This is a genomic window from Hahella sp. HNIBRBA332, from assembly GCF_030719035.1.
Lineage (GTDB): Bacteria > Pseudomonadota > Gammaproteobacteria > Pseudomonadales > Oleiphilaceae > Hahella.
This window is the reverse complement of sequence record NZ_CP132203.1, coordinates 6917029-6930699: the sequence shown is the minus strand read 5'-3', so window position 1 is coordinate 6930699 and position 13671 is coordinate 6917029. Positions and strand designations below refer to the sequence as shown.

13 protein-coding genes are annotated in these 13671 nt (G+C 52.7%); 1 reads left to right on the top strand and 12 read right to left on the bottom strand.

Annotated features, from left to right (window positions below):
* Positions 1–114: 114 nt before the first annotated feature.
* From moaA to O5O45_RS30815, 7 genes are all read right to left on the bottom strand, one after another.
* On the bottom strand, positions 115–1101 hold the full coding sequence (moaA, locus tag O5O45_RS30845) for a GTP 3',8-cyclase MoaA (RefSeq protein WP_305903073.1): 987 nt from the start codon (positions 1099–1101) through the stop codon (positions 115–117).
* A 105-nt stretch (positions 1102–1206) separates the two neighbouring features.
* Positions 1207–1458 (bottom strand): molybdopterin converting factor subunit 1, encoded by a 252-nt coding sequence (gene moaD / locus O5O45_RS30840; RefSeq protein ID WP_305903072.1) that lies wholly within the window; start codon positions 1456–1458, stop codon positions 1207–1209.
* Between the two features lie 3 nt (positions 1459–1461).
* Positions 1462–1941, bottom strand: a complete 480-nt coding sequence (gene moaC / locus O5O45_RS30835; protein ID WP_305903071.1) for a cyclic pyranopterin monophosphate synthase MoaC — start codon at positions 1939–1941, stop codon at positions 1462–1464.
* A 21-nt stretch (positions 1942–1962) separates the two neighbouring features.
* Positions 1963–2367, bottom strand: coding sequence for an 8-oxo-dGTP diphosphatase MutT (gene mutT, locus O5O45_RS30830; RefSeq protein ID WP_305903070.1), 405 nt, complete (start codon positions 2365–2367; stop codon positions 1963–1965).
* Positions 2368–2397: 30 nt separating this feature from the next.
* Complete coding sequence (argJ, locus tag O5O45_RS30825) at positions 2398–3618, bottom strand: bifunctional glutamate N-acetyltransferase/amino-acid acetyltransferase ArgJ (RefSeq protein WP_305903069.1); 1221 nt, start codon at positions 3616–3618, stop codon at positions 2398–2400.
* Positions 3619–3624: 6 nt separating this feature from the next.
* The gene (gene secA, locus O5O45_RS30820; protein WP_305903068.1) at positions 3625–6351 is read right to left on the bottom strand and encodes a preprotein translocase subunit SecA; all 2727 of its coding nucleotides are present in this window, start codon (positions 6349–6351) and stop codon (positions 3625–3627) included.
* 318 nt (positions 6352–6669) lie between these two features.
* Entirely contained in the window at positions 6670–7605 is a 936-nt protein-coding gene (locus tag O5O45_RS30815; protein WP_305903067.1) for a M23 family metallopeptidase, read from the bottom strand.
* 139 nt (positions 7606–7744) lie between these two features.
* Between O5O45_RS30815 and O5O45_RS30810 the strand changes: the two genes are divergently transcribed.
* Positions 7745–8188 carry a DciA family protein gene (locus O5O45_RS30810; protein ID WP_305903066.1) on the top strand — a complete coding sequence of 148 codons (444 nt, stop codon included), beginning with the start codon at positions 7745–7747 and terminating at the stop codon, positions 8186–8188.
* 5 nt (positions 8189–8193) lie between these two features.
* On the opposite strand, the gene lpxC is transcribed toward O5O45_RS30810, so the two are convergent.
* The 5 genes from lpxC to O5O45_RS30785 all read right to left on the bottom strand — a co-directional run bounded on the left by lpxC (position 8194) and on the right by O5O45_RS30785 (position 13613).
* Entirely contained in the window at positions 8194–9102 is a 909-nt protein-coding gene (gene lpxC, locus O5O45_RS30805) for a UDP-3-O-acyl-N-acetylglucosamine deacetylase (RefSeq protein WP_127968640.1), read from the bottom strand.
* 93 nt (positions 9103–9195) lie between these two features.
* On the bottom strand, positions 9196–10359 hold the full coding sequence (gene ftsZ / locus O5O45_RS30800; RefSeq protein ID WP_011399586.1) for a cell division protein FtsZ: 1164 nt from the start codon (positions 10357–10359) through the stop codon (positions 9196–9198).
* A gap of 91 nt (positions 10360–10450) precedes the next feature.
* Positions 10451–11683, bottom strand: a complete 1233-nt coding sequence (gene ftsA, locus O5O45_RS30795) for a cell division protein FtsA (protein ID WP_305903065.1) — start codon at positions 11681–11683, stop codon at positions 10451–10453.
* A gap of 29 nt (positions 11684–11712) precedes the next feature.
* Entirely contained in the window at positions 11713–12552 is an 840-nt protein-coding gene (locus O5O45_RS30790) for a cell division protein FtsQ/DivIB (protein ID WP_305903064.1), read from the bottom strand.
* 113 nt (positions 12553–12665) lie between these two features.
* Complete coding sequence (locus O5O45_RS30785; RefSeq protein WP_305903063.1) at positions 12666–13613, bottom strand: D-alanine--D-alanine ligase; 948 nt, start codon at positions 13611–13613, stop codon at positions 12666–12668.
* Between the last annotated feature and the right edge of the window lie 58 nt (positions 13614–13671).

Genomic DNA, 13671 nt, shown 5'->3' with positions numbered 1-13671 from the left:
CTTGGCGGGGCGGAAATTCTATCAGATGCGCCGCCCCACCCCAACACTTAGACTCATGGGCGCAATCTATAGCGTCAATAAGTTACGCTAATAATCCGCCCCATAGGACTGGCGTCAACCGCCGGTCATATTCATAAAGCGTACGATCTGAGGCTCTTCCTCAAGATCAAAGTAGTGCCGTTCCGGCTTAATCATCATCGCATCGATGATTGTCTGCCGTAACTGTTCGGGTCTGCCACGCAAAACTTCCCGCAAATCAACGGAATGCTCATTCCCCAGACACAACAGCAGACGCCCTTCCACCGTCACTCTAACCCGGTTGCATAAATGGCAGAAGTTATGGCTATGAGGAGAAATAAAGCCAATTCTGGATGCGCTATCGGACATACGATAGTAACGAGAGGGACCCCCAGTGTTTTCGCTGCAGGGAAACAACTCGTAATCCCGACTTATGCGCTCACGCAATTCAGCGCTGGAGACAAATGAGAGTTGTCGATTATGCTCAGTGATTGCGCCCAGCGGCATTTCTTCAATAAAAGAAATATCCAGTTTCTCCGCACGTGCATATCGCACCAGATCCATGACCTCGTCTTCATTGCGCCCGCGCAAAACCACTGCATTAAGCTTGATTCTCTCTATGCCGGCAGTTTTGGCGGCTTCGATTCCCGCCAACACTTGCTGCAAGTCCCCGGTGCGGGTCAATTCTTTGAAACGATCAGCATTTAGACTGTCGAGGCTGACATTAATGCGCTTGACGCCGGCTTTACGCAGGTCCTGCGCCATTTTGACAAGCTGAGAACCGTTAGTAGTCAGCGTTAACTCATGCAATTCCTGCAAGCGCCCCAGCTTATCCACCAGCTCCAGAATATTACGGCGCACAAGGGGTTCTCCCCCAGTCAATCGCAGCTTACGAACGCCAAGCTCGACAAAAGCCTTACCGACGTCATAGAGTTCTTCCAACGACAGGATTTGTTCACGGGGAAGGAAAGTCATATCTTCCGCCATGCAATACACACAACGAAAGTCGCACCGGTCGGTTACAGACAGCCGCACATAATTTACTTCACGGCCAAATCGATCAATCAGGCGGGCTGAAGACATAGCGTGACGCACTCCCCCTCGATAACTACCAACTCCATTTATACGCCACCTGATCTACCGAAACAAATCCGGCCCATCAGGCGGCGAACGACAAACGGCGACCTCTCACCCACCAGTTACAGGCGGAAAGAATGCGACCTCATCACCATCCGCCACCGTCGCGCTCAACGGCGCCATCTCCTGGTTGATCGCCGCGAGAACATTTCCCTGCCTCAAAACAGCTTCCGCCTCTGGAAGTTCTGCAATCACGGCATCCAATAGCGAGGCCACACTGCTCCCGGAATCCAAAGCAGGAAGTTGCATTTCAGAACGACCAACCTGCTCCCGCAGCTTCGCAAAAAACAATACCTTTATCATGGCTTACTCCTGAACCTTCCAGTGCCCGCTACGTCCACCTTGCTTTTCCAGCAGGCGCACCGATTCAATCACCATCCCTTTATCCACGGCTTTACACATATCATAAAGGGTCAACGCCGCCACACTGGCGGCTGTCAGCGCCTCCATCTCCACACCGGTTTTCGCATCAAGCTTACATATCGCTTCAATACGCACCAAAGAAGCGCTCGAATCCGCCTCCAGGTTTACTTTCACCGAGGTCAGATTAAGGCTGTGGCACAGGGGAATCAGGTCAGAAGTCTTTTTCGCCGCTTGAATACCAGCGATACGGGCGACAGCAAAGACATCGCCTTTTTTGTGTCGGCCTTCGGTAATCATGGCCAGGGTTTCCGGCTGCATTCGAATCAATGCCTCCGCCCGCGCTACTCGGGTTGTCGCTTCTTTATCGGAAACGTCCACCATATGCGCTGCGCCCTTCTCATCAAGATGGGTGAGTTCCGCCATCCGCACTCCTCTCTCAGGTCACTAATTGGCTTGCCGCAACGCCGCGATGATCTCACGATTGGCGGCGGGAAACGCCTCAGGATCAAGCTCATTCAGATCCAACCAGGCCACATACTGACCTTCACGGCCTTGCGCCTCGCCAGAGAATCGGGATACGCGCCACACATCCAACAATACATGTTTATCAGGATAGTGATGCTCTATTTGGATCAAAGGGTGTGCTGCACCCTCAGATATATCCACTTGGACGCCAACTTCCTCGAAAAGTTCACGCTGCAATGCAGTTAAAACCGTTTCGCCGGGTTCGACTTTACCTCCGGGAAACTCTAACAGCCCCCCTTGGTGCAAATGGTCAGGTCTGCGGGCCACCAACACTTTATTATGTTGATTGAGAATCACCGCAACAGCGACATGAACGGCTTTCATTCTCCCTCTCCGCAGCACCTGTCGAAGCGATCAGGTGCGATATTCAGCATTGATGGTGACATATTCATGGGAGAAATCGCAGGTCCAGACAGTGTCTTCCACCTCCCCACGTCCCAGATCGACTCGAATGGTAATCTCTTCAAGATCCATCACCGCTTGTCCCGCCTCTTCCGTATAAGAAGCCGCCCGTGCGCCGCCCTCAACAATGCATACCTCATTGAGATAGATATGGATGCGCTCTACCTCAAGGTTCTGTAGGCCTGCGCGGCCAACCGCCGCCAATATGCGCCCCCAATTAGGGTCGCTGGCGAATAACGCGGTCTTGACCAAAGGGGAGTGGGCGATGGTATAGGCGACATCTAGCGCCTCACTAAGCGCCGTTGCGCCCTGAACGTTGACGGCGACGAACTTGGTCGCACCCTCAGCATCCCTGACAATGGCGTGAGCAAGCCGCTGCATTAACTCATCCAGCGCCTCCTGAAACGGTCGCCACAGCTCAGCATTATCCTGAGTAAATCTGGGAGCCCCGGAGCGTCCAGTCGCCACCAATACACAGGCGTCGTTGGTGGAAGTATCGCCATCAACGGTGATGCGGTTGAAAGATTTATTGGCCGCTGCAGTCAGCATGCGTTGCAGCAGCTCTGGCTCGATATCCGCATCCGTCGCTACAAAGCCCAGCATTGTGGCCATATTCGGCTTAATCATCCCCGCGCCTTTGCTGACACCGCTGATATGAACAGCAACACCATCAATTTCAAGACGCATGGTGGCGCCTTTAGGCCGGGTATCTGTCGTCATTATGCCTTCGGCGGCCTCAGCCCAGGCGTTCTCACTGAGATTAGCCAAGGCGCTGGGCAACCCTGCTACAACCTTATCCACAGGCAACGGCTCGCCAATCACCCCAGTGGAAAACGGCAATACTTCCTCAGACGCCACTTCGCCCAGTTGCGCCAACGCCTGACAGCATCTTAAAGCGTTGTCCATACCTTGCCGACCAGTGCCCGCATTGGCGTTACCAGTGTTGATCAACAGAAAACGAGGCGAGCCCTCAGCAAGGTGACGTTTAGCCAGGGTCACTGGAGCAGCGCAAAAAGCGTTGCTGGTGAAAACAGCAGCAGTTTGCGCCCCTTCACAGAGCTCAAACACCACTAAGTCTTTACGTCCTGGCTTTTTAATGCCGGCGGACCCGACCCCAATACGAACGCCTGCAACAGGGTGAAACTCGGGTAAAGGCGCATGCCCCACAGCCATTTCTAATTACTCCAGGCGACCATGACACTGTTTATATTTTTTGCCGGAACCACAGGGGCAAGGCTCATTACGACCCACTTTCTTGTGATCGCGAACATAAGGCGCATCAGAGCTTTCATCTTGCTCTTCCGCATCGGAACCTTCTTCGATCGCCTCAGGGTGAGTCGCCTGAGCACGCTGCATTTGCTGCGCCAGCGCTTCACGACGGCGGCGTTCCAACTCCTCCATTTCTTCCTGCTTTTGCACCCTGACATGACAGATCACTCTGACCACGTCCTGCTTGATGGTATCCAGCATATTCTGGAACAGTTCAAACGCTTCGCGTTTATACTCCTGTTTGGGGTTTTTCTGCGCGTAACCACGCAAGTGAATTCCCATACGCAGCAGGTCCATATTGGAAAGATGCTCTTTCCACAAGGTGTCCAGGACTTGCAGGAACACCTGCTTCTCAAAGTTGCGCATAACGGACGCGCCAACCACTTCTTCTTTCTCGCGATACGAATCGACAACTGCCTGAAGAATTTTTTCACGCAAGGTCTCTTCATGCAGATGCTTGTCTTCGTCCAACCATTGCTGCACAGGCAACTCAACGCCAAAGTCTGAGTCCAGTTGCTTTTCCAATCCTGGAATATTCCACTGTTCGGCCAAACTTTGCGGAGGGATAAACTGACTGATCGTGGCGTTAACCACATCGCCGCGGATTGCGTCAATCATTTCCGAAATATCATCAGTCGCCATGATTTCGTTACGCTGCTCGTAAACCACATGACGCTGATCGTTCGCCACGTCATCATATTCCAGCAGCGATTTACGAATATCGAAGTTGCGGCCTTCCACTTTACGCTGAGCTTTTTCGATTGCGTTACTCACCATGCGGTGCTCAATCGCCTCGCCTTTCTGCATGCCCAACGCCTGCATGATATTTTTCACCCGGTCAGAGGCGAAAATACGCATCAGATTGTCTTCCAGAGACAGGTAGAAGCGAGTCGAGCCTGGATCGCCCTGACGACCCGAGCGTCCTCGTAGCTGGTTATCAATACGCCGAGACTCATGACGTTCAGAACCAACGACATGCAGCCCGCCCGCAGCGATTACTTGATCATGGCGCTTCTGCCAATCGGCTTTTAGTTGAGCGATCTGCTCTGGTGTTGGATCCTCCAACTCAGCGACGTCGGCTTCCCAGTTTCCACCCAAGACAATATCCGTACCGCGCCCCGCCATATTGGTGGCGATGGTGACAGCGCCGGGACGACCTGCTTGCGCGATAACGTGCGCTTCGCGCTCATGTTGTTTCGCGTTCAAAACGTTGTGAGCGATGCCTTCTTTTTTCAGCATGGCCGACAAATATTCAGACGCCTCAATAGACGCTGTACCAACCAGCACCGGACGATTTTGCGTCACTGTATCCTTAATATCATCGATAACCGCCTGGAACTTCTCATCCACGGACAGATATACCAAGTCATTGTAATCTATACGCTTAATCGGTTTATTGGTGGGAATAACAATCACATCCAAACCGTAAATCTGGCGGAATTCGAAAGCTTCTGTATCAGCAGTACCGGTCATACCGGCCAGTTTCTCATAGAGACGGAAGTAATTCTGGAAGGTGGTGGAAGCAAGCGTCTGACTTTCAGCTTGAATCTTGATGCGCTCTTTCGCTTCAATCGCCTGATGCAGGCCTTCACCCCAGCGCCGTCCGGGCATGGTTCTGCCAGTATGTTCGTCGACAATCACCACTTGGCCGTTCTGCACAATGTAGTCGACGTCTTTGCTATATAAATGATGGGCGCGTAGAGCAGAGCTAATATGATGCAGTAACCCCAGGTTCGTTGCGGCGTAGAGACTGTCGCCCTCTTCCAGCAAACCGTTTTTGGTTAACAGATCCTCAACATAAGAGTGGCCTGATTCTGATAGCTCCACAGAGCGGCTTTTCTCATCAACAGTGAAGTGACCATCTACAGGCTGCCCTTCCTCAGGCGGCTCTCCCTTCTTGAGCAAGGGAACCAATTCGTTGATCTTTCTGTACAATTCAGAGCTGTCTTCAGCTGGACCACTGATAATCAAAGGCGTTCGCGCCTCATCAATCAGAATCGAGTCAACCTCGTCGACAATCGCAAAATGCTGCCCGCGTTGCGCCTTATCCGTCAGGCTGAACGCCATGTTGTCACGGAGGTAATCAAAACCGAACTCGTTATTGGTTCCGTAAGTAATGTCTGATGCGTATGCGGCGCGCTTGGTTTCACCGTCCTGACCACTCACTACGACGCCAACGCTCAATCCCAGATATTCGTACAGAGGCCTCATCCACTCCGCATCACGACGCGCCAGATAATCGTTTACGGTGACTACATGTACGCCTTTTCCAGTCAGGGCGTTCAAATACACGGGAAGCGTCGCTACCAGCGTCTTACCTTCCCCGGTACGCATCTCTGCAATTTTGCCTTCATGCAACACCATACCGCCGATCAACTGAACATCGAAATGGCGCATGCCCATCACGCGCTTACCCGCCTCCCGCGCGACTGCAAAGGCTTCCGGCAGCAGCTGATCGAGCGTTTCTCCCTTCTCAAGTCGAGAGCGAAACTCCTGCGTTTTTGCTTTAAGAGCAGCTTCGTCTAATGCGCTGATTGACTCTTCCAGTTCGTTGATGCGTTTGACAGCTTTGCCCATGCGCTTAATTTCGCGGGCATTTTTGCTGCCGAAAATTTTCCTGGCGATAGATGAAAACATAACTAACGAAATTACCTGTCTCTTTGAAGCGTTTATGGAGGCTCCGCTCGTGGCGGAATCGCTTACTCGTTACTTTATGGATTTGGAGCCACCTTGCCGAAGGAGATAAAAATTCAGCGGGAGCGTAATTCCAAGCTCCGCATTCTAACCTCAATTTGTTACAGCAATAAAGGGATTAGTGCACACTTGTTACCCCTAGTAACAAGCAATGCGCGCGGTGGGGAGATAGAAGCGCCTTAATTTGACTAGATAAAACTTGGGGGAAGAGCAGTCATAACAAGGCCTTGACAAGAGTTACGACAAGGCCCTGAAAAAGTGTTACCGACTTGCGCGATGAATAAATTTTGTGGGATTTGCTGAGCGTCCATCCTGAAGAACTTCAAAGTGAACATGGGGGCCCGTGGAACGTCCAGTGCTACCCATCTTCGCCAAAACTTGGCCTTTTTGCACCACATCCCCTGTCTTAACCAACAGCTTGGCGCAGTGCGCATAGCGAGTAACCAGCCCTCCGCCATGGTTGACCTCAACCAAATTTCCATAGCCAAAGCGTTCTTCCGAAAGCGTTACAACTCCGCCAGCCACCGCAACAATATCGCTACCATCTTTGCCGGCGAAGTCTACGCCAGAATGCCACGCCCGCTTGCCAGTGAATGGATCTGAACGGAAACCATAATGCGAGGACAACCAGCCTTTCTTGATTGGACGCCCGGCGACAAACTGCTCTCTTTGAAAACGTTGGTTGACGAATAGCTCATCCATCACTCGCAGTTGCTGTTCGCGGGATTCAGCCTGCTGCTCTATGGACTCCAGCACTTGCGTTAGCATGGGAACAGAGAATGACTGCTCTAAAGCAGGTTCTTCAGGCCCACCCAGTGCAGGCGATGACTCAAAGTCAAACTCCCCTTCATCCAGACCCGCTACATCGGTAAGGCGCTGACCAAGCGCATCAAGCCGCAACAATCTGGCTTGCAACTCGCCCATTCGCAGTGTCAGCGCATCTATATTCTGTTGTGCGAGTAATTTATAAGTGCGGATTTCTTCTTTCTGTTGTTTCAGATTTTCCTGCCAGGTTTTAACCAGCTCAGGAGTAATGGAAGCGTCCGATGCGGCGGACTGTCGCCCAAGCCAAAACGCCCCCGCCAGCAACGCAGCCACCAGAGACAGCGCAAGGACCGCTGTCAGCACAACCGCACGCGCGCCCATAGAACGGGCGCGTGACTGACCATGTCCATCTCTCAGGAAGATAATATTCATGCTTTTCCAGGGTTTTGAGTTGCCTGAATTATATAAACGACGGAGGTTATCTAAAAATACTATACTTGTAAATTGTAACAGATGTTGTGATAGTTGATGTCTGCAAATGTAACAAACCTTTAATCTTTGGTTAACCATTATGCCTGACAGAGATAGAAAGCTGGGAGATATCTTGTCATCTTCCTCCCCCGCTCTAGAGTCTCTTTTTCACCGCGCCCTGCAATTGGACAAACTACAGAAGATATTCTCACAATGCTTGCCCCCTCATTTGCGTAACAAAGTAACTTTATCGTCAGTCAAAGATGGCGTTATCCGCGTAACGGTCCCCGATGCAGTCACCGCAACTCAATTGCGCATGAATCAGCACACATCCCTGCCGGAACTACGCAAGCATAAAGATTTCGACTTCGCTTATCAGTTCAAGATTCGCGTGGAGCCAACGGAAGTTAAAGCAAAGATAAAAAGGAAGGCGAAACCAATTTCGCAAAAGAATGCTGAGCTTCTCAGACAAGAAGCTCAGCTCTGTGACGATCCAGAGTTGAAGAAAGCCTTGGAAGCTCTTTCAACTCACACAGCGGATTAAAAATCTTAGGCCAACACCGGTTTCAGATAGGAAATCGGTGCTTCACTGGCGTCTTCAAAGGTCACAACTTCCCAAGCATCCTTTTGGGATATGAGCTCGCGAAGAAGTTTGTTATTTAAGCCGTGACCCGACTTGTGCCCTTTAAACTCACCAATCAGGCTGTTGCCCAACAGGTATAGATCTCCGATAGCGTCCAATACCTTGTGCTTAACGAACTCGTCTTCGTAACGCAGGCCATCTTCATTGAGAATCTTGAAGTCATCGACAACGATAACGTTATCCATGCTGCCGCCCAACGCCAGATTCATCGCGCGCAACTTTTCAATGTCGCGCATGAATCCGAATGTCCGCGCACGGCTTACTTCCTTAACGAAAGAAGTGCTGGAAAAGTCGATTACTGTCTCTTGTGAGCGGCCTTTAATCACAGGATGATCAAAGTCTATGCTGAAAGTCACTTTGAAACCGTCGAACGGCACAAAGGTAGCCCGCTTGTCTTCGTCAGTAACCGTTACTTCGCGCTTGATGCGGATGAATTTCTTGGGCGCGTCCTGCTCAGCAATGCCCGCCGATTGAATCAGAAAAACAAACGGACCGGCGCTGCCATCCATAATAGGCACTTCGGCTGCGCTCAACTCAACGTAGCAGTTATCGATTCCAAGACCGGCCAGAGCCGACAGCAAATGCTCAACAGTTGCTATCTTCACTCCATTCTTTACGAGAGTCGTAGAGAGAAGGGTTTCACCTACGTTCTCAGCACGCGCCGGGATTTCCACGATAGGATCGAGATCTGTACGGCAGAATACAACACCCGTGTCCACCGGGGCCGGTTTCAGGGTCAGGTAGACCTTTTCCCCTGAATGCAGACCAACACCAGTGGCTCGGATGATGTTTTTAAGTGTGCGCTGTTTTATCATTTCAATGATTTACCAAAATCTGGATAAAATTCGGCCAAATCATACCAGAAAGGTATTAGGTGCACCAACCTAAAAGACCGAACTCATTCTCATTTAATCCGCCTGACGACGCAAAAACGCAGGTATATCCAAATAGTCCACGTTTTGCTCATCCCCTACGGCCCGACGATCCACCGCCGCATTGCCCACAACTGAAGTAGCGCGTTTGCGCATCACAGTGGGGCGCTCCAGCTGATGATAATCAGTGGTGCCGTTCATAGTCCGGGAAGAGTTGTCCACCACTTTGGTCGGCCGGTCATGCACACCCCCCAGACCCGTGGCGACTACCGTCACCCGCAACTCATCCTTCATTTCCGGATCGATTACCGTTCCAACAACCACTGTCGCAGCGTCGGAAGCGAACTCTTCAATGGTGGCGCCCACTTCAGAAAACTCGCCCAAAGACAGATCCATGCCCGCGGTAATGTTGACCAGAATCCCACGCGCGCCCTGCAGATTGATATCTTCAAGCAGCGGGCTGCGTACGGCTCTTTCCGCCGCCTCACGTGCGCGGTTGTCGCCGCTGGAAACACCGGTGCCCATCATCGCCATGCCCATTTCCGACATAACGGTGCGAACGTCCGCAAAGTCTACGTTTATCATTCCGGGACGGATAATCAAATCCGCAATTCCCTGTACAGCCCCCAAAAGCACATCGTTAGCGGCGGCGAAAGCATCCAGCAAGCTGGTGTTTTTGCCCATGACGCTCAACAGTTTCTCGTTGGGAATCGTGATCAGAGAATCAACGTGTTGTCCCAATTCACGCAGGCCGGCTTCCGCAACTTTCATGCGCTTGCCGCCTTCGAACGGGAACGGACGGGTGACTACCGCTACCGTCAAAATACCCATTTCACGGGCGATTTCCGCTACGACAGGCGCGCCGCCCGTTCCAGTGCCCCCGCCCATACCGGCAGTAATGAAGACCATGTCCGCGCCTTTCAGCGTTTCCGCGATACGCTCTCTGTCTTCCATCGCCGCCTGACGACCTACTTCTGGATTGGCTCCGGCGCCCAGCCCTTTGGTGACGCTGCCGCCGAGTTGAATTACGTGCTTGGCGTCGACATCACGCAACGCCTGAGCGTCGGTGTTCGCGCAGATAAACTCCACGCCTTCCACCGAAGAGGCGAGCATGTGACGAACTGCATTGCCGCCGCCGCCGCCAACGCCTACAACTTTAATGACTGCATTTTGTGGTACGTTATCTACGAGCTCAAACATTCCCCTTCTCCTTCTTCGTTATAGTACCTGCGACCTGAAACTAATTTCCGCAAGTTGGTATAGACCTTTGAGTTGACTCTATTTGGGCTGATTAAAAATTCCCCATAAACCAGTTCTTCAGCCGTTGGAACAGGTTTTCAGCAGGTTCTCCCCGGTGCTGGGAGCCCCGGCCGAGTTCTTGCTGTTTAAATCCATAGAGCAGTAATCCGACTGCGGTGGAGTACATAGGATTGCTAACCACATCGCTCAGACCGGTGACCCATTGCGGCACCGCCAGCCTTACCGGCATGTGGAAAATCTCCTCCGCCAACTCCACGACCCCCTCCATACTGGAGGTTCCTCCCGTGAGCACGACCCCTGCGGCGACGAGATCTTCATATCCGCTGCGTCGCAACTCTGATTGGATCAAGGTGAACAACTCCTCATAGCGCGGCTCCACAACTTCCGCCAACGACTGCCGGCTTAAGTCCCGCGACGGGCGATCTCCCACACCCGGCACCTTGATCGTCTCATCCGCACCTGCCAGCTGAGTCAGCGCACAGGCGTATTTGATCTTGATTTCCTCTGCATTCTGCGTCGGCGTTCGCAACGCCATCGCAATATCGTTAGTGACCTGGTCGCCAGCGATAGGTATTACCGCCGTGTGGCGAATAGAGCCGCCGGTGAATATTGCGATATCAGTCGTGCCGCCGCCGATATCGACGACGCACACGCCCAATTCTTTTTCATCGTCAGTCAGTACTGCGTAGCTGGAGGCAAGCTGCTCCAGGATGATTTCGTCTACTTCCAGCCCGCAACGCTTCACGCACTTTTCAATGTTCTGATAGGCGTTAACCGCACAGGTGACCAAATGTACTTTGGCTTCCAGGCGCACGCCGGACATCCCTACTGGCTCTTTCACACCTTCTTGATTGTCGATGACATATTCTTGCGGCACGACGTGGAGCACACGCTGATCTGCAGGAATCGCCACCGCCTGCGCCGCATCCAGAACTCTTTCCAGGTCCGCTTGCACCACTTCCCGATCGCGCACCGCAACGATGCCGTGAGAGTTCATGCTACGGATGTGGCTACCCGCGATACCTGCATAGACCGAATGAATGCGGCAACCAGCCATCAGCTCAGCCTCTTCCACCGCACGTTGTATGGCCTGGACCGTTGTTTCGATATTGACGACAACGCCCCGTTTGAGTCCGCGTGACGGATGGGAACCGATGCCAACAACTTCAATCGCTCCTTCCTGATTTCTCTGCCCAACAATGGCCACCACCTTGGATGTGCCAATGTCCAGCCCCACAATCATATTCCCACTCGAACTCGCCATATATTTCGACTCTGTCTTAAAGTTCACATTCAACCTTGTTCCGGAGTAACGTCTGCTTTCCATTTCACCGCCACCCCCCGGGTGTATCGTGCGTCAACACTCGCTATTTTTTCTCGCTCCTGGTGCAGTTTCTTCTCAAACAGCACAGTAAAACGGTGCAGCCGCCCCTCAACATCCTGCTTCCCCAGGTTAAGCTCCCACCCATCCGTAAAGCTGATCAGCCATGCGCCTCTGGACTCCATGATCACGCCGTTCACATCCAACCCCACTTTGGACAGTTCCGCCTTCCATTTCTGAAAGTTATCAAACACCAGCCGCTCGCTGTGCGGAGGTCCAATCAGAGCAGGCAGGCCATTCACCACTACGCCGGTTTCTTTAACGAACAAGCGACCGGCTTCGTTGATATAGCCCTGGTTACGCCATCTGACAAAAGGCTCTTCTTCTTCCAGATCCACTTGTACGGCGTCCGGCCACAATCTGGAGATGGAAGCCCGTTTTACCCAGGGATGGGCTTCCAGGTTTTTTCGCACGCCGTCCAGATCAGAGGTAAAAAAGCTGGCGTTGATTAACGGGGACAGCAACTCCTTCACCTCTCCGCGGCTCACGTAGTTCAACTCACCAACTACCTGAACCGTGGCGACTGGACGGTCCAACCATTTGACGCCGGCGATCAACGCGCTTAACACCAACAGCCAAAAGCAAAAGATCGATACATGCAGCAACACCCGATTCCACGGGATAAAGGCCAGCAGTCGCGCAATCGCAGCCGGCCCGGTATTCCGTTTGTCGGCGCGCTCCCTGGCGCGGGTCGCAGTTGCGCCGCGTCGGGAACCAAGTGATTTGTCGAGCTGCTTCTTCGTTGGCGTCATTAGCTGTAGCGACTCTCAGTTACTTGCCTTGGCGCAACTACCGTTACGCACGTCCGTACATCTCAATTTATTCAGTCGTCCCTGACTGCCATCCAGGTCGATCGCCGCCCTGGTTACAATGTTGTTCCAAGTATGCTCAAAACCAGCTGCTCAAAGCTTAATCCAGAGGCTTTCGCGGCCATGGGAACCAGACTATGATCCGTCATCCCAGGCACCGTGTTCGCCTCCAACAGCCAAGGCTGGCCGGCGGCGTCACACATGATGTCCACCCGCCCCCATCCAGAGCAGCCAATGGCGCGGTAGGCGCGCAGAGCCAGCGTCTTGAGTTCATCTTCTTTATCCTGAGGTAAGCCGCAGGGCAGAATGTAGCGCGTGTCGTTCACGACATACTTGGCTTCGTAGTCGTAGAACTGGCGGTCAGTTTCCAGCTTGATGGCCGGTAACGCGTCCTCTCCCAGAATTGAAACCGTATATTCCGCGCCGGTTATCCACTGTTCTGCGATAACGACTGAATCAAATTTCGCCGCTTCCAGATACGCCGATTCCAACTCTTCAGCGGAAACCACTCTACGCATGCCGATACTGGAGCCTTCATGAACAGGCTTGACCATCAGCGGCTGCCCCACACCCACTTCCGTTACGATGGCATCCCAATCGCTGCTGGCGTCCAGCACCGCATACTTAGGCGTCGGAATGCCCATGCTTTCCCATAACTGTTTGGTACGCAGCTTATCCATGGCCAGGGCGGACGCCAAAACATCGCTACCGGTGTAGGGCTTGTTCAGCAGGGTTAACAGTCCCTGCATGGTTCCGTCTTCTCCGCCGCGACCGTGCAACACGATGAATGCGCGATCAAAGTCACCGTCCAACAAGAGCTGTAAACCATCGCGCGGGTCGATATGAAAACAGTCCACACCAGCGTTACGTAAGGCCGCGAGCACTTGCCCGCCGCTTTTCAGAGACACATCCCGCTCGGCGGATACGCCTCCGAACAGCACCGCCACTTTGCCGAAGTCGGCAGGAGGCAGGTCTTTTACTTTTTCCCAACTGAGGACCGTCATATACGCTTTAATTACCTTGTTGCTTCGTTACACCAGTTGTTTGGTTTCTGGCGTCATC

Coding starts and splice junctions, on each gene's coding strand:
- moaD (WP_305903072.1), bottom strand. CDS start 1,458: ATGATAAAGGTATTGTTTTTTGCGAAGCTGCGGGAGCAGGTTGGTCGT.
- moaA (WP_305903073.1), bottom strand. CDS start 1,101: ATGTCTTCAGCCCGCCTGATTGATCGATTTGGCCGTGAAGTAAATTAT.
- lpxC (WP_127968640.1), bottom strand. CDS start 9,102: ATGATAAAACAGCGCACACTTAAAAACATCATCCGAGCCACTGGTGTT.
- secA (WP_305903068.1), bottom strand. CDS start 6,351: ATGTTTTCATCTATCGCCAGGAAAATTTTCGGCAGCAAAAATGCCCGC.
- ftsZ (WP_011399586.1), bottom strand. CDS start 10,359: ATGTTTGAGCTCGTAGATAACGTACCACAAAATGCAGTCATTAAAGTT.
- moaC (WP_305903071.1), bottom strand. CDS start 1,941: ATGGCGGAACTCACCCATCTTGATGAGAAGGGCGCAGCGCATATGGTG.
- O5O45_RS30785 (WP_305903063.1), bottom strand. CDS start 13,613: ATGACGGTCCTCAGTTGGGAAAAAGTAAAAGACCTGCCTCCTGCCGAC.
- O5O45_RS30810 (WP_305903066.1), top strand. CDS start 7,745: ATGCCTGACAGAGATAGAAAGCTGGGAGATATCTTGTCATCTTCCTCC.
- ftsA (WP_305903065.1), bottom strand. CDS start 11,683: ATGGCGAGTTCGAGTGGGAATATGATTGTGGGGCTGGACATTGGCACA.
- argJ (WP_305903069.1), bottom strand. CDS start 3,618: ATGGCTGTGGGGCATGCGCCTTTACCCGAGTTTCACCCTGTTGCAGGC.
- mutT (WP_305903070.1), bottom strand. CDS start 2,367: ATGAAAGCCGTTCATGTCGCTGTTGCGGTGATTCTCAATCAACATAAT.
- O5O45_RS30815 (WP_305903067.1), bottom strand. CDS start 7,605: ATGAATATTATCTTCCTGAGAGATGGACATGGTCAGTCACGCGCCCGT.
- O5O45_RS30790 (WP_305903064.1), bottom strand. CDS start 12,552: ATGACGCCAACGAAGAAGCAGCTCGACAAATCACTTGGTTCCCGACGC.